29 protein-coding genes and 1 tRNA gene are annotated in these 26,225 nt (G+C 48.3%); 15 read left to right on the forward strand and 15 right to left on the reverse strand.

Going from position 1 to position 26,225, the window contains the following annotated elements; all coding sequences use genetic code 11:
- Positions 1-14: 14 nt before the first annotated feature.
- Positions 15-1,388 carry a glutathione-disulfide reductase gene (gene gorA / locus AC5JLB_RS12540; protein ID WP_495874163.1) on the reverse strand — a complete coding sequence of 458 codons (1,374 nt, stop codon included), beginning with the start codon at positions 1,386-1,388 and terminating at the stop codon, positions 15-17.
- Positions 1,389-1,488: 100 nt separating this feature from the next.
- Here gorA and AC5JLB_RS12545 point away from each other — a divergent pair, with 100 nt between their 5' ends.
- The 4 genes from AC5JLB_RS12545 to AC5JLB_RS12560 all read left to right on the forward strand — a co-directional run bounded on the left by AC5JLB_RS12545 (position 1,489) and on the right by AC5JLB_RS12560 (position 5,196).
- Positions 1,489-1,788, forward strand: a complete 300-nt coding sequence (locus AC5JLB_RS12545) for a hypervirulence associated TUDOR domain-containing protein (RefSeq protein WP_495874164.1) — start codon at positions 1,489-1,491, stop codon at positions 1,786-1,788.
- 2 nt (positions 1,789-1,790) lie between these two features.
- Positions 1,791-2,138, forward strand: a complete 348-nt coding sequence (locus AC5JLB_RS12550) for a DUF3140 domain-containing protein (protein WP_495874165.1) — start codon at positions 1,791-1,793, stop codon at positions 2,136-2,138.
- Positions 2,139-2,326: 188 nt separating this feature from the next.
- Positions 2,327-3,445, forward strand: coding sequence for a UV DNA damage repair endonuclease UvsE (gene uvsE, locus AC5JLB_RS12555; RefSeq protein ID WP_495874166.1), 1,119 nt, complete (start codon positions 2,327-2,329; stop codon positions 3,443-3,445).
- Positions 3,446-3,603: 158 nt separating this feature from the next.
- Positions 3,604-5,196: a B12-binding domain-containing radical SAM protein gene (locus tag AC5JLB_RS12560; protein WP_495874167.1), complete on the forward strand. Its 1,593-nt coding sequence runs from the start codon at positions 3,604-3,606 to the stop codon at positions 5,194-5,196.
- 341 nt (positions 5,197-5,537) lie between these two features.
- Here AC5JLB_RS12560 and AC5JLB_RS12565 read toward each other — a convergent pair whose 3' ends face one another.
- Genes AC5JLB_RS12565 through selD form a run of 3 tightly spaced genes read right to left on the reverse strand, consistent with a single transcriptional unit; the run spans position 5,538 to position 9,282 of the window.
- The gene (locus tag AC5JLB_RS12565; protein WP_495874168.1) at positions 5,538-5,891 is read right to left on the reverse strand and encodes a hypothetical protein; all 354 of its coding nucleotides are present in this window, start codon (positions 5,889-5,891) and stop codon (positions 5,538-5,540) included.
- Between the two features lie 29 nt (positions 5,892-5,920).
- Positions 5,921-6,976: a tRNA 2-selenouridine(34) synthase MnmH gene (mnmH, locus tag AC5JLB_RS12570; protein WP_495874169.1), complete on the reverse strand. Its 1,056-nt coding sequence runs from the start codon at positions 6,974-6,976 to the stop codon at positions 5,921-5,923.
- 26 nt (positions 6,977-7,002) lie between these two features.
- A complete protein-coding gene (selD, locus tag AC5JLB_RS12575) occupies positions 7,003-9,282 on the reverse strand; it encodes a selenide, water dikinase SelD (protein WP_495874170.1) in 2,280 nt (759 codons plus the stop codon).
- A 139-nt stretch (positions 9,283-9,421) separates the two neighbouring features.
- On the opposite strand from selD, the gene AC5JLB_RS12580 reads away from it, so the two are divergent.
- The 6 genes from AC5JLB_RS12580 to aroC all read left to right on the forward strand — a co-directional run bounded on the left by AC5JLB_RS12580 (position 9,422) and on the right by aroC (position 14,129).
- Positions 9,422-10,201 carry a hypothetical protein gene (locus tag AC5JLB_RS12580; RefSeq protein WP_495874171.1) on the forward strand — a complete coding sequence of 260 codons (780 nt, stop codon included), beginning with the start codon at positions 9,422-9,424 and terminating at the stop codon, positions 10,199-10,201.
- A 206-nt stretch (positions 10,202-10,407) separates the two neighbouring features.
- Entirely contained in the window at positions 10,408-10,959 is a 552-nt protein-coding gene (locus tag AC5JLB_RS12585; RefSeq protein ID WP_495874172.1) for a hypothetical protein, read from the forward strand.
- A gap of 95 nt (positions 10,960-11,054) precedes the next feature.
- Complete coding sequence (locus AC5JLB_RS12590) at positions 11,055-11,984, forward strand: FTR1 family iron permease (protein ID WP_495874173.1); 930 nt, start codon at positions 11,055-11,057, stop codon at positions 11,982-11,984.
- Between the two features lie 138 nt (positions 11,985-12,122).
- On the forward strand, positions 12,123-12,707 hold the full coding sequence (locus AC5JLB_RS12595; protein WP_495874174.1) for a hypothetical protein: 585 nt from the start codon (positions 12,123-12,125) through the stop codon (positions 12,705-12,707).
- Between the two features lie 144 nt (positions 12,708-12,851).
- A tRNA-Lys gene (locus tag AC5JLB_RS12600) sits at positions 12,852-12,923 on the forward strand.
- A 120-nt stretch (positions 12,924-13,043) separates the two neighbouring features.
- Positions 13,044-14,129 carry a chorismate synthase gene (gene aroC, locus AC5JLB_RS12605; protein ID WP_495874175.1) on the forward strand — a complete coding sequence of 362 codons (1,086 nt, stop codon included), beginning with the start codon at positions 13,044-13,046 and terminating at the stop codon, positions 14,127-14,129.
- A 39-nt stretch (positions 14,130-14,168) separates the two neighbouring features.
- Here the strand turns inward: aroC and AC5JLB_RS12610 are convergent, their stop codons facing one another.
- Positions 14,169-15,044 carry an NYN domain-containing protein gene (locus tag AC5JLB_RS12610; RefSeq protein ID WP_495874176.1) on the reverse strand — a complete coding sequence of 292 codons (876 nt, stop codon included), beginning with the start codon at positions 15,042-15,044 and terminating at the stop codon, positions 14,169-14,171.
- Between the two features lie 109 nt (positions 15,045-15,153).
- Complete coding sequence (locus AC5JLB_RS12615) at positions 15,154-15,897, reverse strand: response regulator transcription factor (RefSeq protein WP_495874177.1); 744 nt, start codon at positions 15,895-15,897, stop codon at positions 15,154-15,156.
- A gap of 433 nt (positions 15,898-16,330) precedes the next feature.
- Here AC5JLB_RS12615 and AC5JLB_RS12620 point away from each other — a divergent pair, with 433 nt between their 5' ends.
- On the forward strand, positions 16,331-17,920 hold the full coding sequence (locus AC5JLB_RS12620; RefSeq protein ID WP_495874178.1) for a glycoside hydrolase family 57 protein: 1,590 nt from the start codon (positions 16,331-16,333) through the stop codon (positions 17,918-17,920).
- Between the two features lie 85 nt (positions 17,921-18,005).
- Here AC5JLB_RS12620 and AC5JLB_RS12625 read toward each other — a convergent pair whose 3' ends face one another.
- On the reverse strand, positions 18,006-18,281 hold the full coding sequence (locus AC5JLB_RS12625; protein WP_495874179.1) for a photosystem I reaction center subunit X: 276 nt from the start codon (positions 18,279-18,281) through the stop codon (positions 18,006-18,008).
- A gap of 196 nt (positions 18,282-18,477) precedes the next feature.
- On the opposite strand from AC5JLB_RS12625, the gene AC5JLB_RS12630 reads away from it, so the two are divergent.
- The gene (locus tag AC5JLB_RS12630; protein WP_495874180.1) at positions 18,478-18,966 is read left to right on the forward strand and encodes an orange carotenoid protein N-terminal domain-containing protein; all 489 of its coding nucleotides are present in this window, start codon (positions 18,478-18,480) and stop codon (positions 18,964-18,966) included.
- Positions 18,967-19,093: 127 nt separating this feature from the next.
- A complete protein-coding gene (gene folP, locus AC5JLB_RS12635) occupies positions 19,094-19,987 on the forward strand; it encodes a dihydropteroate synthase (protein ID WP_495874181.1) in 894 nt (297 codons plus the stop codon).
- A 22-nt stretch (positions 19,988-20,009) separates the two neighbouring features.
- Here folP and AC5JLB_RS12640 read toward each other — a convergent pair whose 3' ends face one another.
- The 5 genes from AC5JLB_RS12640 to AC5JLB_RS12660 form a co-directional block, all read right to left on the reverse strand.
- The gene (locus AC5JLB_RS12640) at positions 20,010-20,177 is read right to left on the reverse strand and encodes a hypothetical protein (RefSeq protein ID WP_495874182.1); all 168 of its coding nucleotides are present in this window, start codon (positions 20,175-20,177) and stop codon (positions 20,010-20,012) included.
- Positions 20,167-20,607, reverse strand: a complete 441-nt coding sequence (locus tag AC5JLB_RS12645) for a class I SAM-dependent DNA methyltransferase (RefSeq protein ID WP_495874183.1) — start codon at positions 20,605-20,607, stop codon at positions 20,167-20,169. The genes AC5JLB_RS12640 and AC5JLB_RS12645 overlap by 11 nt, the downstream gene beginning before the upstream one ends.
- Positions 20,608-20,770: 163 nt before the next feature.
- Positions 20,771-21,289 carry a GNAT family N-acetyltransferase gene (locus tag AC5JLB_RS12650; RefSeq protein WP_495874184.1) on the reverse strand — a complete coding sequence of 173 codons (519 nt, stop codon included), beginning with the start codon at positions 21,287-21,289 and terminating at the stop codon, positions 20,771-20,773.
- 200 nt (positions 21,290-21,489) lie between these two features.
- Complete coding sequence (locus tag AC5JLB_RS12655; RefSeq protein WP_495874185.1) at positions 21,490-21,864, reverse strand: DUF5615 family PIN-like protein; 375 nt, start codon at positions 21,862-21,864, stop codon at positions 21,490-21,492.
- A complete protein-coding gene (locus tag AC5JLB_RS12660; RefSeq protein WP_495874186.1) occupies positions 21,848-22,090 on the reverse strand; it encodes a DUF433 domain-containing protein in 243 nt (80 codons plus the stop codon). The genes AC5JLB_RS12655 and AC5JLB_RS12660 overlap by 17 nt, the downstream gene beginning before the upstream one ends.
- 109 nt (positions 22,091-22,199) lie before the next feature.
- On the opposite strand from AC5JLB_RS12660, the gene AC5JLB_RS12665 reads away from it, so the two are divergent.
- On the forward strand, positions 22,200-22,355 hold the full coding sequence (locus AC5JLB_RS12665; RefSeq protein WP_495874187.1) for a hypothetical protein: 156 nt from the start codon (positions 22,200-22,202) through the stop codon (positions 22,353-22,355).
- Positions 22,356-22,459: 104 nt separating this feature from the next.
- Here AC5JLB_RS12665 and AC5JLB_RS12670 read toward each other — a convergent pair whose 3' ends face one another.
- Positions 22,460-23,611: an AI-2E family transporter gene (locus tag AC5JLB_RS12670; protein ID WP_495874188.1), complete on the reverse strand. Its 1,152-nt coding sequence runs from the start codon at positions 23,609-23,611 to the stop codon at positions 22,460-22,462.
- Positions 23,612-23,721: 110 nt separating this feature from the next.
- Between AC5JLB_RS12670 and AC5JLB_RS12675 the strand changes: the two genes are divergently transcribed.
- Positions 23,722-24,072: a hypothetical protein gene (locus AC5JLB_RS12675; protein ID WP_495874189.1), complete on the forward strand. Its 351-nt coding sequence runs from the start codon at positions 23,722-23,724 to the stop codon at positions 24,070-24,072.
- Between the two features lie 161 nt (positions 24,073-24,233).
- On the opposite strand, the gene AC5JLB_RS12680 is transcribed toward AC5JLB_RS12675, so the two are convergent.
- The gene (locus AC5JLB_RS12680) at positions 24,234-25,679 is read right to left on the reverse strand and encodes an AAA family ATPase (RefSeq protein ID WP_495874190.1); all 1,446 of its coding nucleotides are present in this window, start codon (positions 25,677-25,679) and stop codon (positions 24,234-24,236) included.
- A 36-nt stretch (positions 25,680-25,715) separates the two neighbouring features.
- Positions 25,716-26,129, reverse strand: a complete 414-nt coding sequence (locus AC5JLB_RS12685; protein ID WP_495874191.1) for a VOC family protein — start codon at positions 26,127-26,129, stop codon at positions 25,716-25,718.
- Positions 26,130-26,225 lie beyond the last annotated feature (96 nt).

Raw genomic sequence — 26,225 nt, forward strand, 5'->3', positions numbered from 1 at the left:
AATTAGTCCACAAATTAATCTACAACGAAGAATTCTTCTGCTGAAGAGGGATGAATGCCGATCGCGTCATCAAGTTCTTTTTTAGTCACACCTTTTTGGAATGCGAGTGCAAAGCCCTGCAGAATTTCAGCCGCTTCATCACCAACCATGTGAATTCCCAACACCCGATCGTCTTCGTCATTCACCACAAGCTTAATGATGCTCTTAGCAGACTGTCCACTTAAACGATGAAAGAGTGGCTTAAATTCAGTCTCATGACAACTGATCTGATCGGGTCTGTTAAGCTCCGAAGGATTGCTATTTTCTCTCGCTTGCGCTTCTGTCAATCCCACAGAAGCGGCTTCAGGGCGAGAGCAGACCGCAGAAGGAACACTACCATAGTCCACACCACACGATCGGATGCCAAACACAAGCTCTGCAAACACCTTTCCTTCAGCTTTTGCCACCGGAGTGAGTTGCATTCGATTCGTGCAATCGCCCACTGCGTAGATGTTGGGTACGCTGGTGAGGCTCGACGAATCTACTGCGATCGCTTTCCCTTCAACCTCAACGCCGATTTGTTCTAATCCTAGCCCGTCTAAATTTGGAGAACGCCCAATCGCGCACAGTACTAAATCTACCGTGAGTGTCTCGGTCTGCTCACCTTGTAGCTGAACAGAAATTTCCGTTCCGGTTTTCTCAATTGCCTTGACCGTCGTGTTGCAATAAATCGAAATTCCGCGCTCCTGCAAGCGATCACGGACGGTAGTGCAAACGAAATCATCAAACCCAGAGAGAATACAAGGTCCTCTTTCGATCAAAAAAACCTCAACTCCAAGTCCTTGCATCATGCTAGAAAATTCAACTCCGATGTAACCGCCTCCCATGACTGCCATCCGTTTCGGAAGTTCGGTCAACTGGAACATCTGATCCGAGGTAACGGCATGCTCAATTCCTGGCAAGTCTGGTTTAGAAGACTTCCCGCCTACGGCAATTAGAATTTTATCGGCTGTAATTTTGCGATCGCCACCGTTGATCTCTAGCCTCTGCGTATCGACAAATTTAGCTTGCCCGTGGATTACCTCAATTCCTGCATCTGCTAGCGATCGCGCTTGGCTTTGACGGATGCGATCGAGTTCCTGATCTCGCGCTGCAACAAACTGTTTCCAATCAAATTGCGGCTCGCTCGGCATTGTCCATCCATAGCCTTTATAAGCCTCCACGAGCTTAGGAAAATCGGCAGCGTAGACCATTAGTTTCTTGGGAATGCAGCCCAAATTAGAACATGTTCCGCCGAGTTGACTCGACTCAGCGATCGCGACCTTCGCGCCATATTTCGCGGCTCGTTTCGCCGCAGACAATCCACCTGGACCTGCCCCAATGACGAATAGATCATAATCATGAGTCATAGCAAAACTTCTTTAAATCTGAAATTACTAACAGCAAAAATAGAGAAGACGTAACGCGTATTCAACTACCGAAAGATAGGTAAGTGAATATAAATTGGTTGTGAAAATTGTAGACTATCAAAAGATAGAGGTTGCTTTGGGATCGTGTGCCTATGCTGGGGCAGAAGCATACAGAGTAAGGAAAATGACAGATAATCTAAAGAAAGGCGATCACGTTGAATGGAACACTTCCGGTGGCAAAACCGAAGGCGTAATCGAAGAAAAAATTACGAAGCCGACTGATTTCAAAGGTCATCATTTTGATGCATCCAAAGACGATCCTGAATACAAGGTGAAGAGCGATAAATCTGGTAAAGACGCGATTCACAAGCCAGAGTCTTTGAAGAAAAAGGACAAGTAGGTATGGCACATCACACCGAAGCAGAGAACAAAACTTCTCTCAAGGAGTTTAAGGCGGCAGTCAACATGTCGGCTAAAGAACTTCAGTCCTGGCTAGACACCGAAGAGTCAAAGTCAGTTGGCATGAAAAAGCATGAGGGTGACGAATCTACTGGTCATGAATCTGGGCGTCAGATCGTCAACTTGCTGCACAAGAAAGAGGCGGACTACACAGAAGAGGATTATGGGCAGGTTCGACGAGTCATTAGCTATATTCATCGCCATTCGGCACAGCGCCCTTCTAGCGAGATTGAGCATTCGCGCTGGCGCTACTCCCTAAAAAACTGGGGGCATGACCCACTCAAAAATTAAAGAGTCAAGGTTAAAGAGCTAGCACTAAAAAGTCATTGAATGAATAGGCGCTTTAAATCGCCAACCTCTTGTGAATTCTCAATGTGAGCCATGCGATCGCGTCTTAAACAAAGTGCGATCGCATGGCTTATCCTACCTGGAATTTGAAGCCACTAAATTTAGTCATATCGGTTTATGAGCCTCGGTTTATGAGTAATTCTTTAGCCACAAACTTAATTACAAATCACGAATTGCAAACTACAAATTATCCACTGGGCCTGGTCTGTATTTCAGCGTCCAAAACGGTTCGATTTAAAACCGTGACGCGCAAGCGATTGTTGCAGTTCGAGACGGCTGAGCAAGAGAGAATATTGCGAGATTTGTATGCTGAGAACCTAAGGCGACTGGGCATTGCGCTCGATTTTTGCGCCGCAAATGGGATTGGGCTATATCGGCTTGGTTCGGGCTTATTTCCGTTTGCAGATGACGCGAGCGGATCAGAAATTTTGACAGAATTTGCCGACGGCATGAGTTTGATCGGAGACCAAGCTAGAAGACTCGGCATTCGATTGGTGCTGCACCCTGAGCAATTTATCGTCCTCAATTCTGATCGCCCAGAGGTGATTGAAAACAGTATCAAGGTGCTATCCACCTACGCGCGCACTTTCGATTTTCTGGGGTTGCCGCGATCGCCGTGGGCACTGATGAATATTCATGGCGGCAAGGGCGATCGCGCCGAGCGATTGGTACAAGTTGTACGAGACTTACCAGATAATGTGCGACTCCGGCTCACCTTCGAGAATGACGAGTACACCTATGGCGCAACCGATATTTTAGAAATTTGTCATGCTACCGGAGTTCCAATGGTGTTTGACGCGCACCATCATGTGATTCACGAACAAGCGGAGAGCTACGAAGATCCAAGTGTAGCATCTGCCTTTAACGCAGCCCGAGCAACATGGCAAATTCCCGACTGGCAACTGGTGCATATTTCCAATGGGGCAGAGTCGTTTGCTGATCAGAAACACAGCGACTACATTACCGTGATGCCAAGCTGCTACCGCTCTGCGCCATGTTGGATCGAAGTCGAAGCGAAGCAAAAAGAATTGGCGATTGAGAAATTACAAAACGAATGGTGGAACTCTAACATCAATGTCTTAACGCCTGTATCAACGCTTGTGAGTGAATCAGAAATATCTGAAACTGAAACATCGGAAACAGTAGAAGAACCAGCATCGCAAAGCACAATGAAGGAACCGCAAACAGAACCTGTAACGTCATCAGCTTTAAACGAAGATATTCCTAAATACGTACAAGAAGCCGTTTAGGTATTGCCCCTTTGTGTCTGAAGCTATTCAAAAAACATTACATCTATTCGCAAGATTTAACCTTCCAACCTGTAATTAAAATAAAACATGCTATAACACGCTAAGCTTGGGTAAACTTTGATTCCCGTAATTATCACTGTTGTGAGGGCGTTTATAGAATGCGAGTTCTGCTGATTTATCCGATTTTTCCACAAAGCTTTTGGTCATTTGAGAAAGCGCTACAACTGGTCGATCGCAAGGCAATGCTGCCTCCTTTAGGGCTGATTACAGTTGCGGCTATTTTGCCTCAGGAGTGGGAATTTAAACTCGTCGATCGCAACGTGAACACGCTGAGCGATGCAGATTGGGATTGGGCAGATCTCGTGATTTTGTCCGCCATGATTGTGCAAAAAGAAGATTTTCTCGCTCAAATTCGGGAAGCGAGACGACGGGGTAAGCCAGTCGCAGTCGGTGGACCTTATGCAACCGCCCTCCCTCAGGAAGCAGAAGCTGCTGGAGCCGATTATCTCATTTTGGATGAAGGCGAGATTACACTCCCGATATTTGTTGAGGCAGTCCAGCGAGGCGAATCGCAAGGCGTCTTTCGTGCTCCTAACGGCGATCGCCCGGATGTGACGATCACGCCAATTCCCCGCTTTGACCTGCTGAGCTTGGAGCTTTACGATAATATGTCGGTGCAGTTCTCTAGGGGCTGCCCCTTCCAGTGCGAGTTCTGCGACATTATTGTGCTGTACGGGCGCAAGCCACGCACTAAGAGCCCGGAGCAACTTCTAGCCGAATTAGAGGCGCTCTACCAACTGGGCTGGCGACGCAGCATTTTTATGGTGGATGACAACTTTATTGGCAACAAGCGCAACGTTAAGTTATTTCTCAAAGAGCTGAAAGTGTGGATGGCGGAGCATGAGTATCCGTTCCACCTCAGTACAGAAGCGTCGGTCGATTTAGCCAACGATCAAGAATTAATGGATTTGATGGTTGAGTGCAACTTCAATGGCGTCTTCTTAGGCATTGAAACGCCTGATGAAGCGAGTCTCACGCTCACCAACAAACATCAAAATACACGTAACTCGCTTAGTGATGCTGTCGATGCGATCGCGTCTACCGGACTGCGCGTGATGGCAGGATTCATCATTGGGTTTGACAATGAAGCGCCGGGAGCGGGCGATCGCATCGTGCGATTTGTTGAACAGACGACTATCCCAATCGCCATTTTCAGTATGCTGCAAGCCCTGCCTGACACAGCACTGTGGCATCGGCTGAAGCGAGAAGGACGCCTGATGGAAGATGTTGCCAACATCAACCAAACTACGTTAATGAACTTTGTGCCGACTCGCCCGTTAGAGGAAGTCACCCGCGAATATGTGCGCGGATTCTGGCAGCTTTATGATCCGAGCAACTACCTCAATCGTACCTACCGCCATTTCTTGAAGCTCGGCGCACCCCGGCATAAATCTAAGCTCAGAAAAGTTACCTGGAAAGTCCTACGAGCTTTCCTAACGGTGTGCTGGCGACAAGGTGTGGCGCGAGAAACACGTTGGATATTTTGGCATCACTTGTTTAGCATTCTCAAACGTAATCCGGGTGTGTTCGAGCATTACCTTTCAGTGTGTGCGTTAAACGAGCATTTTCTGGAATATCGCCAGGAGGTGCGATCGCAGATCGAAGCACAACTGGAGGAGTATTTGAAGAACCAACGTCTGCACGCGGTATCTGAGAGCCGAGAGCGAGACGCGATTAGCGCAACTCCGTAGGAACCGCGAGTTACGCTAATCCCGAATGTTTAGGCGGAAGATTGAGTGAGCCATTCAATCTTCCGCCTAACATTTGCCTTTTGTAACGTGAATTCGGGATAAGACGAGATGTGTTAGAGCGGGTTGGGTGGCGCTGCCACAATTCGGGGGACTTTCCCCCGCGCCCCCGCCCGTCAGGAGACGGAAGCCGTCCCCCGACACCCCCTCGCTAAAGGAAATGAGAGGGGACGGGTCGAGAAGCTAGGGCGGGTTGGAGCGTGGCTTTGGCACTGATGGCTTAACCCGAATTAACGTTTTTGTAAGAAGCCCAGATGAACAAACGGAATTCTTAGAATTAGGCATTAGACTGCGAGACGCTGATTGATCTGATCTGCCCACGTTTGGTTTTGTTCGATCGTTAAGACAATTTTTTGATAGAACTCGTCCCTCAATTCCAACGTTAGATAATTGCTGCCGCGAGTCACATACCAAAATTCTTTTCCCCGCGACGTGTAATAAGTTCCGGCCTTAATCACGCCCGGAATGGTAGTTCCCGGCATCCGAACTTCTCGCCAATCGCTGGATGGCTCCTCGGTTGATGCCCGAACGATGTGAGCCAAGGGAATATGTAAATCTGCGTTGAAATAAAACGCCCAAATTCGTTCCCAAAGATCTAAATCAATTTTGAAATGAGTATCAGAAATAGATAATAGCATTGAAGATTTCCTTTAATATTTTGTTTGCTTTAGTGCAAAATAATTGGCTCTTGAACTGATTGCTCTTTAACTATCTGTCTCGATTTATCAATCAGTTGTTTTGCTGCAACGTGAAGAGGTAATTCTGTCACATCAACTGATTGAATGATTGTATTTCGGCGTTGCAGATCATATAAGTAAGTTTTGTCGTAGTAATTTAATACGATGTTGATTGCAGGCGCTAAATTTCCTTGACGGATATACTCAGTCGCTTGTTTCGTGTGTTGTCCTCCTAACTTTTTACTAATGCGTGCGGTTGCCACGATCAACTCTTCAGGATTGGCAGAACCGTATACATCCAACAGTAAATTAATTCGTTCTTGCCGCGATCGCACCATTCTCACAACGGGCGATCGCATCATTTGCGTAAACAGTTCATCCGGTACACGACACATACCAACCCGCCGACTTTCCGCTTCAATCCACACCGGGCGAGCCGGATCAAATTTCATCCACTGCATCGCGATCGCATTCTCAAACTGCTCGGTGGTTGGCTGATCGGGCAGTCCTAACGCTCCGTAACTGCTGCCGCGATGATTGGCTAATGCTTCTAAATCTAAAATTTGTTCTCCTTGCTCAGCCAAGGCATACAGCATCTGAGTTTTGCCTGTTCCGGTCATGCCACCAAGCGTGAGAATGAGTCGAGGTGTAGAAAGTGTCGATCGCACCCATTCCCGAAAGGATTTGTAGCCTCCTTTCAGGCGTGTCACATCAAAGCCTGCGGTTTCTAAAAGCCATGCCATGCTGCTGCTTCGCATTCCACCACGCCAACAGTGCAACCGTACTTGCCGAATTGGGGCAAGCTGCTTTGCGGTTCTAACAAATTCCACCATCTTCGGCGCAACTAGTTCTAACCCCAGTTCGATCGCGTCTTCTTGTCCTTGCTGTTTGTAACACGTGCCGACTTGCGCCCGTTCTGCGTCAGAAAAGAGCGGAAAACTGGTTGCACCCGGAATTCGTCCTTGTTCATATTCTCCTGGGCTTCGAGTGTCTAGAAGCAGGGTAGAACGATTTAGAAAATCATCAACAGAGTAGCTTTGCGACATGAAGATACGGTGTAATCGCCACTTAACTATTGTGCGATCGTAACGGGTTCTAGACCATCGTAGTGAGAACGGACAGATCCGATGATAGTGCTGTGAACGTATCCTGCGGCTTTAAGAGACGATAGACAGGGATTGGCATGAGCCGATGGCACAGCAGCAAGCAATCCACCTGAGGTTTGCGGATCAAACAGGAGTGGGAAGGCTGGGTGAGAGCGGACAGCAGAAAGGTCTTCGATCCATTGACTCGCTCGGATATTCTGCGGGTAAAGAGAACTGAAAATTTCTTGCTCAACACAAGCTTGCGCCCCTTCCAGAAAGGAAAGTGCTTCTAAAGACAGCGTGACCGCAACCTTTGAAGCGCGTACCATTTCAAGCAAATGTCCCAATAGCCCAAATCCCGTAATATCGGTGCAAGCGGTTGCGCCATGCTTGAGAAAGCAGTCCGCCGCGTCTTGATTGGACAGGAGCATCGATGCGATCGCACCATCGATCCATCCTGCTTTTGCTTTTTGGCGCATCTCGGCAGCAAACAGGGTTCCGGTGCCCAGAGGTTTGGTCAGAATTAGAACTTGTCCGGCTTGCATTCCGGTTTTTCGCAGCAATCGATCTGGATCTGCGACTCCATTACAAGTTAAGCCAAACGCGAGTTTTTCGCCTTCAACAGTGTGCCCGCCAATCAAAACAGCCTGCGATCGCTGCAAGGTTTTAACGGCTCCTGAAAGGAGTTGATAGAGCATTTCTTCTTGTTTGACTTCGGTTGCGTAGGGGAGGGTTGCGATCGCAAGAGCGCTCTGTGGTGTTGCACCCATCGCAAACAGATCACTCAAACTATGATTCGTGCTAATTTGCCCAAATAAAAATGGATCGCTCACTAACGCGGGAAAGTAATCGATTGTTTGCACCATTGCTGTTCCCGATGGAATTTGCATCACAGCCGCATCATCAGGATCATCAAGTCCAATCAAAATATCATTGCGTTGAGGATTGGGTAATTCATCTCCAATGCGTTGTAAAACTCGTTCTAAGATGCTACTACCGACTTTTGCACCACAGCCTAGACAGCGCATTTGCTCCACAATAGCGCGAGTGCGATTCGTCTCCTTCGTCCTAGGTGTTGTCATTGATGTTGCCATTGTCGCTTCTAACTCAGTAAAGCGATTCATAAACGCTCGATCAATACGATCTTTGACTGTCCACAACCAGCCCGCCTGAAATCCCAACTGCCCATAAGATGCAACGGCTGACTGGTCGCCAGTTCCAATCAAACTGAGATAGTTTTTCTGCGGTCGATAGGGCTTCAATGGTTTTGCCAGCAGAGCATGTTGGAGATTTCGGAATAGCGGCTTTCCCTGACGCACTGCAAACACACCCGCTTTTGGTCGAGAATAGTTCACCATTGTGGCAACATCTCCCGCCGCAAAAACTTGGGAATGGGAGACCGATTGTAAGGTGTCATTAACTAGAACGAATCCATCCGAGTCAACGGTCAATCCCGATTCTGCTAGCCACTTTGGAGCCGTTGCTTGCGTCACCCAAACGGTTTCATCACATGGAACCATTAGTCCCGATTCACATACGATCGCATCATTCTCAATTTCCTGAACCGTTTCTCCTAAATGGAGTTGAATCCCGCGATTGGCTCTATTAAGCTCCGAAGAACCACGCAAAAGTTGCTCGAAATGCCGTTGCACCCACGCATTATGCTTTGGCATTAGCGTTTGGCTACGCTGAAATAAATGAATTGTGAAATCATCCGATTCGGGTTGACAACGCAGATCACGCAATCGATGTTGCATATTCAACGCAAGTTCAACGCCACCAGTTCCACCACCAACAATGCCAAGGCTCAGATTCGGTGGAACATTTTCACTTAACCGATACCACCACTTTAGAAACGTTGCAATTGGTTTTGCGGCTACGTGGTGTTTAGAGTCCGGAAACGCTGACGGTAATTTTGGTGTGCTGCCAGTATCAATCGATACAACATCAAATGCGATCGCAGGATGATTAGCACATTGCACGCGATCATGGATCAGATCTAATCCGATAACGCGATCGCGGATGAAATTAACCTGAGCTATTTGACAAAGCGATCGCAGATTAATATGACATTCCTCATACGAGTAAAATCCGGCTACATGTCCTGGCAACATGCCCGAATACGGCGTATCTGAAGCGTCGCTAATCAGCGTTATTCGGACTCCGGGTAGAGGATGCATGGCAAACATGCGAAGCGCGATCGCGTGGCTGTGCCCACCACCAACCAGAACAAGATCTTTAGAAATAGGGTGCGTTGCTCGGTTCATCTCTCCATTCTAGAAAAGCCAGCGAATGAATTCTCCGTAAATCTTCTCTATTGAAATAAAACTGTTGGAATAAAACTTGCGTTGGGAAGAATAGAAAACATCCTGAGAGAAATGAACCCCGTGTGAGTAAAAAGTCAGTATGAAAACCCTAAAATTAGTGACTGGTCTAGCTTTAGCAGCATTAGTACTGTCAAGCTGCCGTAGCAATAATGTCGCCAACCAAGCAAAGGCACCTTTACCAGCACCTCAGACTTTTTCCCAGCCTACTGTTCCTGCCGCCAATCCTCCTCTCTCTCCCATCCCGATCGCAGGCATGATTCAAGTTACGAACGGATCAACGCGATTAACTGAGGTTGCAACAAATTCCTCTCAGCCTGACACGCCCGACCGTGATCCGTTTGCAGCATTACCGCCGGGTGACTTAAGAGCGAGCCCAACGGTGGCGGCTCAGTTTGCAGCAACTACCCCTCAGCCTGCTGCTACTAAGCCACAAGCCAGTAAATCACAGGCCAGCGCCAAGCTCAGCTTTAGCCAGTCGATGCCATTGCCAAGAGTACAAGTCAAACCAACGGCGCTAAGTTCGCAACCTGTGCAAACGGCGATTCTACCTGTCCCTGCGCCTATTACGGTTCTTCCTTCTTTACCCGTAGCGCCTCCCCCAGCCGAAACGTTTCAAGCAGCACCCCCAACCCTTACAAACTTAGCCGACACCGTAGCAATTACTGGTGTGCTGCAAGTGGGCGGTAAGTTGACAGCGATCGTGCAAGAACCCGACGCTTCAGCGCGATATGTGCAGTCTGGAGACTACCTTGCCAATGGGAAAGTTCTGCTGAAGCGCATCACCATGAGCAAAAACGGACAGCCTACCGTGATTCTTCAGCAAAATGGTCAAGAAGTGCTGAAAACGTTGGGTGCGTAAGCGCAGCCATTGAACAACATTCGTGACTCAACATCAAATAACGTCACAACAGGGTTGGTTTGAACCTCCAGAGACATCTAATGTTAGATGTCTCTTTTTATTAAGAGATGAATCATTTTGGAGAGTGAAACCAATCGGCAAACTCGATCGTTTAGATTGAAGGAAGCCTAGAGTTGAAGAAAATCCTTCCCATGAAGGAATCAATTATGCCGCATTCTAAACACGCTTCTGGTTCTCACGATCCGCTCCGCGAAGCTCCGAAGGGTTTGGCAAAGCCAAGGCTAGAAGATCGACGCGCTCTCACCTTTCAAGAAACTTACATTTGTCCGATTTGCCGCCACGGTCACATCGAGTCTCTGACCTTGATGGATGCGTTTGCCTGTAATTTTTGCCGTCACATCTTCACCGCCAATCTGCGAGAGCAGTCTATTCATGTTGAAGATAGTTCTCAACCCATGACTTGGCGGTGGACGGGGCGAAATTGGCAAGCCGCAAATCAGCTTGATGTCGATCTAACGGTCGTGATCTGGCTAGTAAGCGTGGCGCTGGTGGTCTTGCCTCCTTCGCTGATTTGGCTTTCGTCTCACGCTTTTCCACCGCTTGACGACAGCCCTGGGTCTTGGCTACCTACGGTTTGGCTCGGGCTGACTTTTGGGCTGCATTTTGCGTTTGTGTCGTGGTTGATGGCAGAACACTATCAGTTTCCGTTCTATGTCTCGACTAAGGTGCGACTGCAGCGGTTGTTCGATCAGCGTTAAGCAATTGCGGAAAAAGATTTAGCGTTTGGACGGGGGATCTGCCAAACCTTTTTCGCCTATCGTAGAAGCTGAACCTCCAGTGTAAAGCTCTCATTATGCCGATGGACTTCAGTGCAGCAATTCCCACGTTTATCATTACTTTGCGGGAGGGTGTCGAGGCGGCTTTAGTCGTTGGAATTGTCTTGGCATATCTCAATAAATCTAACAAATCTAATCTGAATGGCTGGGTTTACAGTGGCATCGGAACGGGCATTTTAGCCAGTGGTTTAGTGGGTTGGCTGTTTGTCTGGACGCTGCAACTTCTAGAGCGCTCAAATCAACCTTATGCGCCAGCCTTGAAACCGATTTTAGAAGGCGTGTTTGGAGTCGTTGCGATCGCGCTACTCAGTTGGATGCTGATCTGGATGACGAAGCAAGCTAAATCTCTCAAATCCGAGGTCGAACAGGAGATTGGTAAAGCGGTCAACCGTGGCGCAGGTTGGGGAATTTTTGGAATTATTTTCTTTGCAGTTCTGAGAGAAGGGTTTGAAACGGTTGTCTTTATTGCGGCTCAGTTTCAGCAAGGCTGGCTTCCGGTCGTTGGCGCGATCGCTGGGTTAATTGGCGCGATCGCGATCGGAATCGCGTTGTTCAAACTGGGGATCAAAATCAACTTACGGCAGTTCTTTCAAGTGATGGGTGTGTTTCTCCTGCTGATCGTTTCAGGATTGGTGATCTCAGCACTTGCCCATTTCGATAAAGGTGCGTTTATTCTGTCTCAGCTTGATTCGCGGTTTGCTTCGGTTTGCGTTGCCGCCACACAGCAGTCCTGCGTCTTAGGAAGTTTAGTCTGGGACACGTCGCAAGCATTACCAGCTAAACAATTTCCCGGCATTATTTTGCACACGCTGTTTGGATATGTGGATCATCTGTATTTCGTCGAAGCGATCGCATACGTTCTATTTTTGCTAACTGTCGGCGGTCTTTACTTGCAAAGCTTAGGTACAACATCGGCTCCTCCTCAGCGTAACGCCGTTGAAAGCTGATAAAATTTGGGCGCTAACCGACAGCATGATTTGCCAATTTATCAGAACGACTCGGGTGATGCTCCTAGCTTTGTCTGGAACAATACTTACAGTATTGAATCTGTAAAGTGTGAGCAGTCATATAGCGCTAGGTGAACAGTGGGATTTAAAAGATCTGAAGAAAGAAGCGATTTTTTGGAAGCGGCAGCACTTCAAAAGCTAATTGTTGCGGCTATGAAGAAAGCCTCTGAAAGACATCCGCAAGAGCTAGCGGCATTGCTACATCAAATTTGCGATCAATACAATGCCGCTAGTTCACAAGTTCAATCTGAAGTTGCAGAATTAATTCAAGAACTTAAAAACTTAGTTGGAGAGTTTGATACATCAACCTCAGCCAATCAAGCTTCAATCCCCTCAAATTCAAACCCCTCAAATCCAAAGAGGTGGATTGCGGTTACGGCTGCATGTGCTGTGGTCTCCGCTCTCAGCGTCATCGGATTTCAATCAGTGCGTCAATCTACTGCAATTAGCCCTCCGCGCAACTCCGAAGGAATCGCGCCTCAATCTCCATCGTGGGGCAACGAATCTGGCGTCAATTCAGCTTTAGATTCAGCGTGTTCTGGAGTCAATCCAAAGCGAGTAGCGGTCAGCGGCTATCGTCGCAGCAACGGGCAATACATCTTCCCTCATGAGCGAACTGCACCAAATCAAACTACGTCTGACAATTTAGCAACTTGTCGATGAGAATCTAAAGTCTGAAATTGGGAGTTCCGGCTTAGATGAAACTAGGTTTTGTCCCGATGAAGCCAGGTTTTGTCCAAAGTCTAAAATATTTTTCTCCACTTTCTAGAGATACGTGCTATTGTGGTTAAGGTCAAAACACCGCAAGGGTCGCTAGCTCAGCGGTAGAGCATTCGGCTTTTAACCGACTGGTCCCGGGTTCGAATCCCGGGCGACCCATAAAATAGCTGTTAGTTCGTAGTCTGTCAGTCGTCATTAGGAAAAACTTTTCCAGTGCGAGTTGTGGGCTACGAATTCTTTTTCCGGTACGATGAAAGACTCCCTTCAGCATAGACACTCATGGGCAGTACATTTGGGCATCTGTTTCGCATTAGCACATTTGGAGAATCACATGGCGGCGGTGTGGGTGTGGTAATTGATGGTTGCCCACCGCTCATTGAGATTTCAGCAGAAGAAATTCAGGTGGAGCTAGATCGGCGGCGTCCAGGACAAAGCAAAATTACGACGCCTCGCAAAGAAGCGGATCAGTGTGAAATTCTATCGGGCGTGTTTGAAGGAAAGACGCTGGGAACGCCGATCGCAATGTTGGTGCGAAACAAAGACCAGCGATCGCAGGATTACGATGAGATGTCGGTGAAATATCGTCCGTCTCATGCGGATGCAACCTATGACGCAAAGTATGGGATTCGCAACTGGCAGGGCGGCGGGCGATCTTCGGCGCGAGAAACGATTGGACGAGTCGCAGCAGGCGCGATCGCTAAGAAGATCCTCAAAGAAGCGGCAAATGTTGAAATCATCGCCTATGTCAAGCGCATCAAAGACATCGAAGCGATGATCGATCCGAGTGCTGTAACGATGGATCAAGTTGAGAGTAATATTGTGCGGTGTCCGGATGCGGAGTGCAGCGATCGTATGATCGATTTGATCGAGCAAGTCCGCAATCAGGGCGACTCGATCGGTGGCGTAGTCGAATGTGTAGCAAGACGGGTTCCGGTGGGGCTGGGCGATCCCGTTTTTGACAAAGTAGAAGCCGACTTAGCGAAAGCGGTCATGTCCTTACCTGCAACCAAAGGGTTTGAAATTGGCTCAGGCTTTGCCGGAACGCTGCTCACTGGAAGCGAACACAACGACGAGTTCTATTCTGATAGCGGCACAATCCGAACGATGACGAATCGCTCTGGCGGTGTGCAAGGCGGCATCTCGAATGGTGAAGACATTGTGATACGAATTGCCTTCAAGCCAACGGCAACGATTCGCAAAGAACAGCGTACTGTGACGAATGATGGAGAAGAAGTCACACTGGCAGCGAAAGGTCGCCATGATCCATGCGTATTGCCGAGAGCTGTGCCAATGGTTGAAGCGATGGTGGCGCTGGTGTTGTGCGATCACTTCTTACGGCAACGCGGACAGTGCGGATTGTCCTAGAAACATCTCACTCAGGTTTGTATCAATGTCTGATAGCTTCTATGCGCTAAGGGCCTTGCTAACACTGCTTTTCTGCCTGTTTCTTACGAATACCGTTTTATCTTTTCGTTGAACCTCAAATAGGTCAATTGCCTTAATTAAACCGCTCAGCTTTGCGTATCCGTAGTTGCGTGGGTTAAACCATGCTTGATTTGAAAGGGAAATGCCAATTTGCCCCAGCTCTGACCAGCCGCTGTCATCTTGAGTGTCAGCAACAGCACTCCTGAGTAGCGCAACCAGTTTGGCGTCTTGTCTCAACTCCTTCGTAGATTTCCTCGCCCCTGCGGATTGCTTTGCAGTATCTTTTGTGGCTAATACCTTGCACTGTTTCAACTCTTTCGTAGACTTCTTCGACTCGTTGGCAGGTGTAGATTTCTTCGACTCGTTGGCAGGTTTCTTTGCATCCGCAAGGTTCTCAGAAGGCTTAGCTTCTCTAGCTTGGCTGAGCTTCTCCAAGTACAAAAATGTAGAACAAGCAGAGACAAAAGGGAGAGGTGTTTTCGCTTCACCAAATCCATACACCTTTAAGCCGTTGGTCAAAATACGCATTACCAATGGAGTGAAGTCGCAATCACTAGACACTATTGCAAAGGCATCTAGACGCTGCGTATACAGCAAATCCATAGCGTCAATAATTATTGCTGCATCAGTCGCATTCTTTCCTTTTGTATAGTCAAACTGTTGCACAGGGCGAATAGCACACTTATGCAAACAGTCCTCCCAAGACTTCATTGCAGGACTCTTCCAATTCCCGTAAGCCTTACGGATGTTAGCAACTCCGTATTTTGCGATTTCAGACAAAATGGCTGAGACTTTTGAAGCGGGAGCATTGTCTGCATCAATTAGGAGAGCAATTTTCAATTCCGATTGCTGCATACTCGACTAAGGTTTGACATCTACCTTGTCATTTAACCCATAAAGTAGCAGAAACCTATCGCCCTATTTGGGAAATGGCATGCCTTGCGTTGTTACCACAGACTAACCTTTATCCTGCGATCGAGGATGATAGATTCTCTTCTTGAGCGCCTTCACCAGGTAGTTCTAAACAGTAGCCTGCACCATAGACCGTTTTGATGTAACGGGGATGACGCGGCTCGGGCTCTAGCTTCGTTCGCAGATGTCGCACATGCACACGAATGGTTTCAATATCATCATCGGGATCGTAGCCCCACACCTCTTTGAGGATCTCGCTGGGGGATACCGTTTGTCCGTGACGCTGAAGCAAGCAGTGCAACAATTCAAATTCCAGGTGGGTTAGCTTCACCGTTTGACCAAACCAAATCGCTTCAAACCGCTCTGGAACCAGTACCAACGGGCCATAACTGAGAATTTCTGTATGTTTTGCCGCTTGAGGAATGCGATCAGTACGGCGCAACAATGCCCGAACCCGTGCCAGCATTTCTTCAACTTCAAACGGCTTCGTCAAATAATCATCCGCCCCTGCATTGAAGCCTTCTACCTTGTTTGAGGTTTGGCTGAGTGCCGTTAGCATCAAAACCGGGATGTCTGCCGTGCGATCGTCGCGGCGCAATCGCTGACAGATGGTAAATCCATCCACCTGCGGTAACATTAGGTCGAGCATGATCAGGTCGGGCTGAAGCTGCAACGCCATTGCTTGACCACGAATGCCATCGCCAGCTTGGCTGACATCATAGCCAGCCATCTCTAAATTGACGGCGACCAACTCAGAAATAGCAGCATCATCATCTATAACGAGTATCCGAGGCATTGTGTAAGGCGTTCTGCTAAAGGGTCTTCGATCCAAACTGAAATCTTCAAATAGTATGAAGATTCCTGCTCAGATTATACGCAAGGATCCTATTTCTTTCGCTATATAAATTTTATTACAAAAAAGAAATTTTTATGCCCTTAGATTAACCTTTTGTATCGGAGGCGTTACAAAGAATGATAATGCCGACTTTATTCCTGTTTATGTAGCGTTATCGGAGGTGTCCCTCCTCACGAAGCAGGTCGCAATCCCTTAATTCATTGCTTGACAAAGCATTAAATTATTGCCTTAACGATCACTCAATCCAATACACGTAGAGGAACGCTAGAATCTGATCCCCGATCGTTAGAATCTGATCCCCATAGAACTTTTTATCTACCAATTTGCTTTACAATTTGGGCAATCGATCGCTAACTAGTTCTCAAAACATCCTATGAGTATCGGATATGTTGCTCTCGTCCTGCACGCTCATCTACCCTTTGTGCGTCACCCCGAAAGTGATTATGTGCTGGAAGAAGAATGGCTCTATGAAGCGATTACAGAAACGTATGTCCCATTAATTCAGGTGTTTGAGGGACTGAAACGCGATGGAATAGATTTCAAAATCACAATGAGCATGACACCGCCGTTGGTGTCTATGCTGCTCGATCCGCTGCTGAAAGAACGCTACGACGAACACTTAGCGCAGCTAGAAGAATTGACTGAACTAGAGGTCGAACGCCACGCCCACAATGGCCACATGCGCTACTTGGCAGAACATTATGCCAAAGAATTTAACGGAGTGCGGCAGACTTGGGAGAAGTACGATCGCAATTTGGTTAAAGCCTTTAAGCAGTTTCTCGATAGCGGCAACTTAGAGATCATCACGTGTGGCGCAACGCATGGCTATCTGCCGTTGATGAAGATGTATCCGCAGGCTGTGTGGGCACAGCTTCAGGTGGCCTGTGAACATTACGAAGAAACGTTTGGTCGTGCGCCAAAAGGAATTTGGTTGCCAGAATGCGCTTACTACGAAGGATTGGAGCGCATGGTTGCCGATGCAGGGTTGCGCTATTTCCTTACCGATGGACACGGCATTCTTTATGCTCGTCCTCGTCCTCGCTTTGGCAGCTACGCGCCCATCTTTACTGAGTCGGGAGTCGCTGCGTTCGGACGCGACCACGAATCGTCGCAGCAAGTTTGGTCATCGGAGGTCGGCTATCCCGGCTCTGTGGAGTATCGCGAGTTTTACCGCGATTTGGGCTGGGATGCAGAGTACGAGTACATCAAGCCCTATGTGATGCCCAACGGTCAGCGCAAGAATGTGGGCATCAAGTACCATCGGATCACGGGAAAAGGACTTGGACTGTCAGATAAGCAGCTTTACGATCCGTACTGGGCGCGCGAGAAAGCCGCCGAGAACGCCGCTAACTTCATGTATAACCGAGAGCGGCAAGTCGAAAATCTTTATAGCATGATGCATCGTCCGCCGATCGTGGTGTCACCTTATGATGCAGAACTCTTCGGGCATTGGTGGTATGAAGGCCCGTGGTTTATTGACTACCTATTCCGCAAATCTTGGTTTGATCAGGGCACGTTTGCCATGACGCATTTGGCGGACTATTTGCAGGCCGAACCGACGCAGCAGGTCTGCCGCCCATCACAGTCAAGCTGGGGCTACAAAGGGTTTCACGAATATTGGTTAAACGATACGAATGCTTGGATTTATCCACACTTGCATAAATCCGCAGAGCGCATGATCGAACTGAGTAAGCGCGAACCGGCGGATGAGTTGGAATGGCGATCACTGAATCAAGCGGCAAGAGAACTACTGTTAGCGCAATCGTCAGACTGGGCGTTCATTATGCGAACTGGAACGATGGTTCCTTATGCCGTGAGAAGAACGCGATCGCACCTCCAGCGCTTCAACAAACTCTATGACGATCTAAACATGGGTAAAGTCGATTCGGGCTGGCTAGAGAAGGTCGAAGCGATTGACAATATCTTTCCCAGCATCAACTACCGCGTTTACCGACCGCTTTAGTTAGCGATTGCAGTAGCGATTAATCATAACAAGAGCAGAGATGATGCACATCCCTGCTCTTTGTTTTAGGTATCTTTTTAGATATTTATTTCACACCTGTGTTTGCAAGTGCCAACGTTAGCACAAAGCCAAGAACATGCCCAAAGCTCATGGATGCTAAAAATCCAGCAACGCTAATGTTATTGAATAAAGATTTAGAAAACGGTAACGGCATTCTCGCGCCGACATGCGGATATTTGATAGTGCGGCTAGCAATGAACAATACAAAAAGACAAGAGCCGATAATCAGGGGCGTTCCTTGCCAGTTAAATAATGCAGTGGATGGAGCCTCTGGAAATGCGGCGGCAAACAAATGAAGCATAGAGCTTACTCCCAAACCTTTTTTCTGTTCTCTAGTCTTTCGTATTTACTGATATCTAGCGTCCTTCCTATGTCGTACCTTCTGATCTGTCTCGTGAGAGATTGATCTAGGTTAAGTTATTTGAACTTTATGTAGGGGTACGATCGCAGATTAATTCTTAGGCTTGCATCAGCACTGTTTAAGAAGCGAGGCACACATGACATTTACGAATACAGACGCTACTACTTTGGTGTCTAAGTTCAAACAACTTCCGATTAATGACCAAATTGCGGCACTAGGTCAAATCTATTCCCAAGTAGCTGCATCGGTGCCATCCACTGCCTCAAAACATGTTGAAGATGTGGTGAAAGGAGTTCTGGGAATGCGCCATGAAGGACAACTTCATTTTCTAGAAGATGTGTTGTCTGATACCGATCGCGATGAAGTAGCGCTTGACATTAACCCAAGCAAAGCAATGGCAGAACTGGCTCCAGGCGATGGTGTTGAGCCACCACTTAGCGCATACGAAGCACTGACTCCAAGCGATCGCTTACTGGTCTGGTCTCAACTCGCTCGTCACATGGGCGACCAATTCATTGCGCTGCCTGCGGATTATCAAGTATCGGATGCTGCAAAAGAGGTGCTCACAGCGCTTCAGTCGGCGGGTACTGAAGACAAGGTGAATTTCTTGAGTCAGATTGTGTAATTTGATCATGTAATTTGACCTTCATTTCAGCCGTTTGACGCCCAAGAATAGTGTAGATTCGTAGTCTGTGACTCGTTATGTAAGAGAACACTAAATTACGGATTGCAGACTACGAATTGCACGCCTTATGTCATTAAATTCTCGGTCTTTGCGCGGTTCTTCCGGAGACGTGCGTACTCATCGCACGTTCTCTTGGGGTGAACGAACTTACATTATGGGCGTCCTTAACGTGACGCCCGATAGTTTTAGCGATGGCGGACAGTTCAATACGGTAGAGACTGCGCTAAGGCAAGCGCATCAAATGGTGGCCGATGGTGCAGATATCCTAGATGTGGGTGGACAATCGACTCGCCCTAATGCAGAAGAGGTGACGCTACAGGAAGAACTCCAGCGTGTGGTTCCAATCATTGAAGCGATTCGCCGCGATCGCACTTTTGATCAAATTCCGATTTCTATCGATACGACGCGATCGCAAGTCGCAGAAGCCGCGATCGCGGCTGGAGCCGATATCGTTAACGATATCTCTGGCGGAATGTATGATCCTCAAATTCTAACAACAACAGCAACGCTTGGTGTTCCGATCATTTTGATGCACATGCGTGGAACACCAAAAACAATGCAAACGTTAACAGAGTATGATGATCTAATTGAAGAGATCCTTCAGTTCTTAGAGCAACGAATCGAAGCCGCGATCGCAGCGGGTGTTAATCGCGATCGCATCATGATTGATCCGGGTATTGGATTTGCCAAAAAATACAATCAAAGTCTCGAAATCCTGCGCCGTCTAGATGAATTTCAGCGTTTGAAGTGCCCGATTTTAGTGGGGGTTTCTCGCAAGAGTTTTATTGGTCATATCCTCAATCAGCCTAATCCAAAAAAGCGAGTTTGGGGAACAGCCGCCGCGTGTGTGAGCGCGATCGCAAAAGGGGCTGGTGTGGTTCGCGTTCATGACGTGGCAGAAATGCGAGATGCCTGTCGCGTAGCGGATGCAGTCTGGCGATCGGCTACGCCACAAAAATAAAATATTCAACAAAAATAGTTGATCAAGCTTTCTGAGCAATCACATACACATGATTTTCAGGATATTGATCGTATTCAAGGTGAAGACATGTACACTGATGCTCATCCAGAAGCTTTAGGAAAGCGTTAACGCCCAGCGTGCTGTACTCAAAGTCTTGACCTTGAAATGTACTAGAAACCTCATCTTCCATGTCTACCCCCACAGGTGAACATCAGCACGCCATCAGCTTTGAGGGCATCGCATAGCTTTTTCATAACAGGTTCTTGCAGGTTTAGTGGCAGATGGAACGTGCCGTCCCAAGCAGCAATCAAGCTGTAGAGTTTGGGAGGAGACCTACAGCAGATATCTTCCCGATAAAAGGTAATGCCTAGATGCAGTTGCTTGGCTAAATCGATCATTTCCTCAGAAATATCCAGTCCTTCCACTTGAAATCCATGTTCGTTGAGGACTTTAATAAAACGTCCGCTGCTTCCACACCCTACATCAAGAGCGAATTGCTTCTTGTGCGTGAATTTGATGGCCCGCTCCAACTGCACGATTCCATAAAGCGAGTCCTGATGCTGAGTCTGCCACCACTCAGCAATCCGATTGTATCGAGCGGCTGTGTCTTCTGGGTGCATACTTAGCCCTACTTATGACTCTCTAAATTTTGTTTATTGTCTACGAGTTAGTTCAACTTACGCGACAACTAAAAATCTAAGTAGGTTAACGGCACAAATCAGCGGCGGTAGTCAGTCCTGAAGGCACCACCAGGGGCTTGAACTGTCCGCTGCATTTGATTTGTTAGGTGGCGCAAGGGATTGTAATTTCCATCAAATGCACCTCTGGATGTCCAGGACGTGGACCAAGATCAACCCAGCCATGCTTACGATAGTATGCTATTGCTCGGTGATTGCTTGGGCTGACTGACAACTGTGCTTTGCTGACCTCTAACTTCTTGAATACCTTAATTGCATACTGATTTAGTTCATCACCTATCCCTCCGCCTCGCGCTTCAGGAATTAAGTAGAACAAATTGACATAACCAAGTCTTGGTTGCTCACGCAAACGCATCTCGACTTGACCAACAATGTGTCCATCTTCTAAAACATGGACGCATCCCTCAGGTAACTCAGCAATCTGTTTTTGCAGCCAATCGAGGTATTCCTTTCCGTCTTTACCGTTTTCTTGATCAAAACGTTGTGCTCCATTCAAAAAGCTGCACTCGTAGGAATCACGGCGGAAGCATACGCACAGGTCAGCGTGACGAGCGAGATCGATAGTGGTAAAAGTGATCCCTTTTGGCATTGTTTGTAAAATCAATGCTCAGTTAACAGTTGAATTCCAACTGCTCTATTTTGCATCGCCTACAGATGAGTTCGACTCAGTGCTGAATGCCTCGCCAATTATCTTGAAGTACCCCCTACAGATAGCCTAAGCCATCTAACGACCTGTCCACCCGCCGCTAGTAACCTTTTGGACTCAACGCAAAGACGCTATACGGTCGGTGTGCAACGGGATTGTTAGACATCTGGCACTAACGGCAAACGACGGATACGAATACGGCTCAGCTCAACCGTAATGGCTGATCCTTGTTCTAGATCCTCCTCGCATTCAGCGATCGCTGTCAGCAAAAGATCCGTGAGCGCCTGGGCACGTAATCTTTCAATCCAAATGCGAATGACTGAAGGAGCGATCGCTACATCAAGTGCTAGCAGAGTATGAAAATCTGCATCAAGAGTCGCAACGATACGCCCCTCGTCTTTGGCTCTCTGAATAATGCCTGCATCTTCAGCTTCAGACATCCCAATTTCACCAACATGGATAGTGTCGATACCTGCATCACGCAACAACGCTGCCGCAGAGAGTGGCAATCCCTGATCAAGCAACAGTTTCATAGCGATTAGGAAGCTCAATGATGCGATCGTCCAAATAGGAAGAGGCAAAAATTAGGGCTTGTCGGATATCTTCCTCCTCTAGCTCTGGAAACTCTTGATGTAATTCTTCTCGATTAGGATAAGTTGCTAATAGCTCAATCACCCGACGAACCGTAAGGCGAAGATTACGAATGCAGGGTTGTCCATTCATCCGTTTTGGATCGCTCGTAATACGATCTAGTCTCATTAGAATGATTCCAACGCTTCACTATTATTTTAACCTTCAACGAGAATAGGTCATACCTGCAATACAGGCTCTGCATATCCATTCTCCATCATCACATGAGCCGTCTCCCATGCTGTCTTTGCGCCCGCAGCTAGAGCAAGTCAGCAAAATTGGGGAGCTTGGCGAAGCCAATCGCTTTGGGAACTGCGAAGCAACCGCACTCATCACCGCCACTTGGTCTGCCGCACTGAGCGTTGCACTAATTCTGTCGGTTGACATCGGTTGAAATCTCACTGTGTTTCGGACAGAATTATCGTGCCCAAAAAATAAGCGGCTCCATCCTATCGGTGGTTCCGCTTGTTATGTTATGAACTCCATCGCTTCAATCTTTTAAGAGACAGACGTTTCCCGCCGATCCTCAACTCGATTTGCGTCCGCGATCGCAACTGGAGATTCAACGCCATGTGCATCCACAATCGGGGCGTGGGGCGATCGCAGCGTCACCAGAATGCTCTTAATCACCACGGCAGTCGGCACAGCGATAATAACTCCCAACAAACCGCCCACTCGTGCCCCTGTCAGAATCGACAGAAACACCCAGACGGGGTTCAGTCCGGTCACACTGCCCAAAATTCTCGGTGCGGCTAAGTTCTCAATAATTTGCTGCACAATCAGCGAGGCAATTAGCACCTCAACACCGAGACCAATATCCCGTAAGGCGACCAAAATCGAGACGATCGCAATTCCAACTGACCCACCAAATGGAACTAGCGCCATCGTGCCGATCGTCAGTCCAAACAGTAGCCCAAAGGGAACTCGCAGCGTCAGAAAAGTCACCGTCAAGACAAATCCCATGCAGGTCGATGAGATCAATTGTCCAAAGAAAAAGTTTTGAAAGCTGAGGCGAATCGTTTCGGTAAACGGCTCTCGAATCCTGAGAGGCAGCCATTCGACCAAACTCTCCCACAAGCGATCGCTAAACTGTAGCAGATAGAACGTCAAAACCAACGTCAGCAGTACATCAAGCAAGCTTGTGACCGTCACTACCGCCAATCCTAAAATATCGCCCGCCAATCGCTGAAGCTGAATTTTGACCGGGGATGTGATTTGGTCTGCTAACACATCTAGACTGATCGGAAAGCCCGCTTTCTCTAACTGATCGTTTAAAAGAATCAGTTGTCGTTGTCCAGAATCGATCCATTCGGGTAAACGAACCACGAGTTGCTCAGCCTGCTGGAGCGCAATCGGCACAAGCGTCACGCCCAGCCCTAACAGCACCGCGATCGCAAACAAAAACACCACGATCGCCGCTCGTCCACGGGTGGCTCCATGTTGCTGCATGTAGCTCACTGGATAGTTGAGCAAAAACGTCAGCAGTGATGCCCCCAAGAGGATCACAATCAGCGAATTGAAGTAAGTAAAGATCGACGCTAACGCCCACGCATTGAGAACAACGAGTGGAATGAATAAAGCGATCGCGATCGCACGGAATAAGGGAGACAACGACTCCCACCAAGTTAATAGCCTGTTGCGTTGGGGCATGATGCAGCAAGAAGTAACGGTGACGTTCCTGACTCTTTTGGGAAGTCTCTAGTTATTATTATCTCTCTTGATCCCATTGTTCATCTTCCTTAATCACTACTCCCTGTCTTATGACTGATTTTCTAGAGCGTGACGAGAGCCGTCATATTAAATTGTTCCTCTATCTATTGCCTGTGTTCGGCTTTTTCCCAGCGCTCTGGACGCTCTATCGTCGGGGAGGCGGTCGCCAAGAGCGCGCCCTCAGTCGTCTGGTCATTAAGGTCTGCCTTGGTTGGCTAGTTGCCTATCTTTTGCTGGGATTTGGCGCGACTGCCTCAGAATCTTCCCAGATTCCAATTTTGATTACGGCTAGTCTACTCACCTCTGGTTATTTTTTGGTTAACTTCTGGATGATGGTGCAACTGTGGCAGCGCAAATCGATTGGATTACCCATCATCGGACGGGTGGGACGGATGCTTTGAGCTTAAGGTCGTGAAAGAAGGCTCGGATTTGCCCTCACCCCAACCCTCTCCCGCAGGAGAGGGAGCAAGAGTTGATTCCCCTTCTCCCAGTGGGAGAAGAGGCTAGGGGATGAGGGCACGCCTCCCAAACTTAGCCCAAGCACTGGATCGTTTGATTCAATTCATGCCCCTAAGCGGTGGAGCGCCAAGGCTTCTTTCAAGTGCTTCATGCCAATTTTTGCCGTTTCTCCTTCCCCTGCTGCGAAGAATGCAGCCGATCGCGCGATCGCACTAATCTCTCCCCCCGTCAGCGCAAATTTTTCCGCCAACTCTGCCCAATCAATATCCTCATCTAGCGGAACGTGAGGCGCAAACGCTTGATTCCACAACAACCACCGCGCCGCTAAATCGGGAGTTGGAAACTTTAGAGTGAACTGAAGCTGCGATCGCACCTCAGCCCGGAGTGCAAGCTGCGATCTCACGCTAAATACAGTCAAGCCTCGCTGCGATCGTCGCGACTGAAGCAACTTAGCCATCTCAACTGACGGTAGCGCCGACATCCGCCCAACCCAAACCTCAGCCGATCGAATCAGCAACACCATCGGGGCTTGAATCGTGATCTCTAATATCAATGCACGCTGCTCGGCGGGCGTTAGCACTGCCAAATCAACTTCTACAAATGGCACGTCTAGCCGATTTGCGATCGTCCGGGTTGCCATCGCCTTGCCTGTTCCAGGTTTGCCTGTCATCAGGACGACCGTTCCTGGCGAGTCCCCTCCGGTTTGAAAGTCCCATGCCACATCAACCTGATCGCAATGCTGAATGCGATCGCCCAAATGCTTGAGCGACTCCTGCAATTCTTCCGGCAACACCAACGGCGCAACTTGTTCTACCTTCGTTGCTTGGCAAAATTGAACCCATCCTGGCCCTAATACCTCTGTTGCCTCAGTGGGTATCAGTTCTGCGTTCCACTGCGGCAACTCCGACAATAAATAATCCACCCACTCATCTGCCACCTTGAAGGTTCGACTGAGCAATGGCAACGGTAGCTCATTGTCAAGCTCGACTAGCTGATGTCGAAGTAATGCTCCTGCTTCGGTTAGCTGCGATCGCGCCGCTCTCCACTCGCCATCATTTCGGCAGAACAACCGCAACGCTAAATCTACCGTCGGCAAATCCTGACACTCGCGGCCTGTCTGCAAATATCCATACAGTAGGGCATATCGTCGATGCACTTCCGGCGCAAGCCCCACGAGCAGTACATTTTTCTCAAACGCAGACAGATTGAAGCGATCGCACAGCGTCGGTAAGGCTAGTTTAATCCCGCGATCGCGGCTGGCTTGAATCCGCGCTGCCATCTGCTGCTGATACGTCTCCGGATGTCCCTCCGAATCCGCCTTCTTTCGTGCTGGCGGCGTGTCATAAGACGCATTTCCCTCCAGGCTCACAATCCCTTTCCACCAATGACTCGTCACCCGGTCGGCTTTCGTCTGAGCCACCCGCTCCACTTCTTTCAAATCTTTGCGTTGCCGAGCCACCGTCATCAACAGCAGCTTCTCTAGCCAGTTAAGTTCAACCTTGAGATAGGTCCAATTGTCTAAAAACGGCTCAGTTCGCTCAGCAGGCATGAATCACCTATCCAAAAAAGGTGAATGTATAGTACTCTACTTCGCCCGTCTCAGCACTTCAATCGGTAACCCATCTGCATCCGCAATAAAAGCAACCTCATACACGCGATCGCCGATCATCTGCTGCTCCGGCTCCAGCAAAATCTTCAGAGACTGCGACTGTGCCTCTAACTTGTGCCTCAAATTTTCTAACCAATGGGTCAAATCATCCGCCTCTTGGGTCAAATCAAACGACGAATGATAGTACCCCACATAATGTTCATCCCCAAACGCATCTGGCGCAGGCTTCGGCTCCGGAATTTGGATCAATTCAATTCGTCCGCCCAATCCTTCCATCCAACACGCCAGCGTATAACCCGTCGTGAATCGTTCACAGACCGAGAATTCTAGCTGCTCATAGAATGCGATCGCTCTGAAGATATCCGCCGTTCGGATCGAAACGTGATGCATAAGCACTAGGGATGAGGGATGAGGGATGAAAGGGATAGTTAAAGACTTCTCTAATCTTATCTAGTCAATCAAGAAACCTAAGCACAACCCAACCAG

It is taken from the genome of Myxacorys chilensis (assembly GCF_059505265.1).

Excerpts from the sequence above, each read along its gene's own strand:
- mnmH (WP_495874169.1), bottom strand. The coding sequence starts at position 6,976 with ATGTCGCAAAGCTACTCTGTTGATGATTTTCTAAATCGTTCTACCCTG.
- AC5JLB_RS12625 (WP_495874179.1), bottom strand. The coding sequence starts at position 18,281 with ATGCTTCATTTGTTTGCCGCCGCATTTCCAGAGGCTCCATCCACTGCA.
- AC5JLB_RS12565 (WP_495874168.1), bottom strand. The coding sequence starts at position 5,891 with ATGCTATTATCTATTTCTGATACTCATTTCAAAATTGATTTAGATCTT.
- uvsE (WP_495874166.1), top strand. The coding sequence starts at position 2,327 with ATGAGTAATTCTTTAGCCACAAACTTAATTACAAATCACGAATTGCAA.
- gorA (WP_495874163.1), bottom strand. The coding sequence starts at position 1,388 with ATGACTCATGATTATGATCTATTCGTCATTGGGGCAGGTCCAGGTGGA.
- AC5JLB_RS12680 (WP_495874190.1), bottom strand. The coding sequence starts at position 25,679 with ATGCCTGCTGAGCGAACTGAGCCGTTTTTAGACAATTGGACCTATCTC.
- AC5JLB_RS12630 (WP_495874180.1), top strand. The coding sequence starts at position 18,478 with ATGACATTTACGAATACAGACGCTACTACTTTGGTGTCTAAGTTCAAA.
- AC5JLB_RS12550 (WP_495874165.1), top strand. The coding sequence starts at position 1,791 with ATGGCACATCACACCGAAGCAGAGAACAAAACTTCTCTCAAGGAGTTT.
- AC5JLB_RS12655 (WP_495874185.1), bottom strand. The coding sequence starts at position 21,864 with ATGAAACTGTTGCTTGATCAGGGATTGCCACTCTCTGCGGCAGCGTTG.
- AC5JLB_RS12675 (WP_495874189.1), top strand. The coding sequence starts at position 23,722 with ATGACTGATTTTCTAGAGCGTGACGAGAGCCGTCATATTAAATTGTTC.
- AC5JLB_RS12660 (WP_495874186.1), bottom strand. The coding sequence starts at position 22,090 with ATGAGACTAGATCGTATTACGAGCGATCCAAAACGGATGAATGGACAA.
- AC5JLB_RS12610 (WP_495874176.1), bottom strand. The coding sequence starts at position 15,044 with ATGCAGCAATCGGAATTGAAAATTGCTCTCCTAATTGATGCAGACAAT.
- aroC (WP_495874175.1), top strand. The coding sequence starts at position 13,044 with ATGGGCAGTACATTTGGGCATCTGTTTCGCATTAGCACATTTGGAGAA.
- AC5JLB_RS12585 (WP_495874172.1), top strand. The coding sequence starts at position 10,408 with ATGCCGCATTCTAAACACGCTTCTGGTTCTCACGATCCGCTCCGCGAA.
- AC5JLB_RS12670 (WP_495874188.1), bottom strand. The coding sequence starts at position 23,611 with ATGCCCCAACGCAACAGGCTATTAACTTGGTGGGAGTCGTTGTCTCCC.
- AC5JLB_RS12615 (WP_495874177.1), bottom strand. The coding sequence starts at position 15,897 with ATGCCTCGGATACTCGTTATAGATGATGATGCTGCTATTTCTGAGTTG.
- AC5JLB_RS12645 (WP_495874183.1), bottom strand. The coding sequence starts at position 20,607 with ATGCACCCAGAAGACACAGCCGCTCGATACAATCGGATTGCTGAGTGG.
- AC5JLB_RS12640 (WP_495874182.1), bottom strand. The coding sequence starts at position 20,177 with ATGGAAGATGAGGTTTCTAGTACATTTCAAGGTCAAGACTTTGAGTAC.
- selD (WP_495874170.1), bottom strand. The coding sequence starts at position 9,282 with ATGAACCGAGCAACGCACCCTATTTCTAAAGATCTTGTTCTGGTTGGT.
- folP (WP_495874181.1), top strand. The coding sequence starts at position 19,094 with ATGTCATTAAATTCTCGGTCTTTGCGCGGTTCTTCCGGAGACGTGCGT.
- AC5JLB_RS12665 (WP_495874187.1), top strand. The coding sequence starts at position 22,200 with ATGCTGTCTTTGCGCCCGCAGCTAGAGCAAGTCAGCAAAATTGGGGAG.
- AC5JLB_RS12685 (WP_495874191.1), bottom strand. The coding sequence starts at position 26,129 with ATGCATCACGTTTCGATCCGAACGGCGGATATCTTCAGAGCGATCGCA.
- AC5JLB_RS12580 (WP_495874171.1), top strand. The coding sequence starts at position 9,422 with ATGAAAACCCTAAAATTAGTGACTGGTCTAGCTTTAGCAGCATTAGTA.
- AC5JLB_RS12590 (WP_495874173.1), top strand. The coding sequence starts at position 11,055 with ATGCCGATGGACTTCAGTGCAGCAATTCCCACGTTTATCATTACTTTG.
- AC5JLB_RS12560 (WP_495874167.1), top strand. The coding sequence starts at position 3,604 with ATGCGAGTTCTGCTGATTTATCCGATTTTTCCACAAAGCTTTTGGTCA.
- AC5JLB_RS12620 (WP_495874178.1), top strand. The coding sequence starts at position 16,331 with ATGAGTATCGGATATGTTGCTCTCGTCCTGCACGCTCATCTACCCTTT.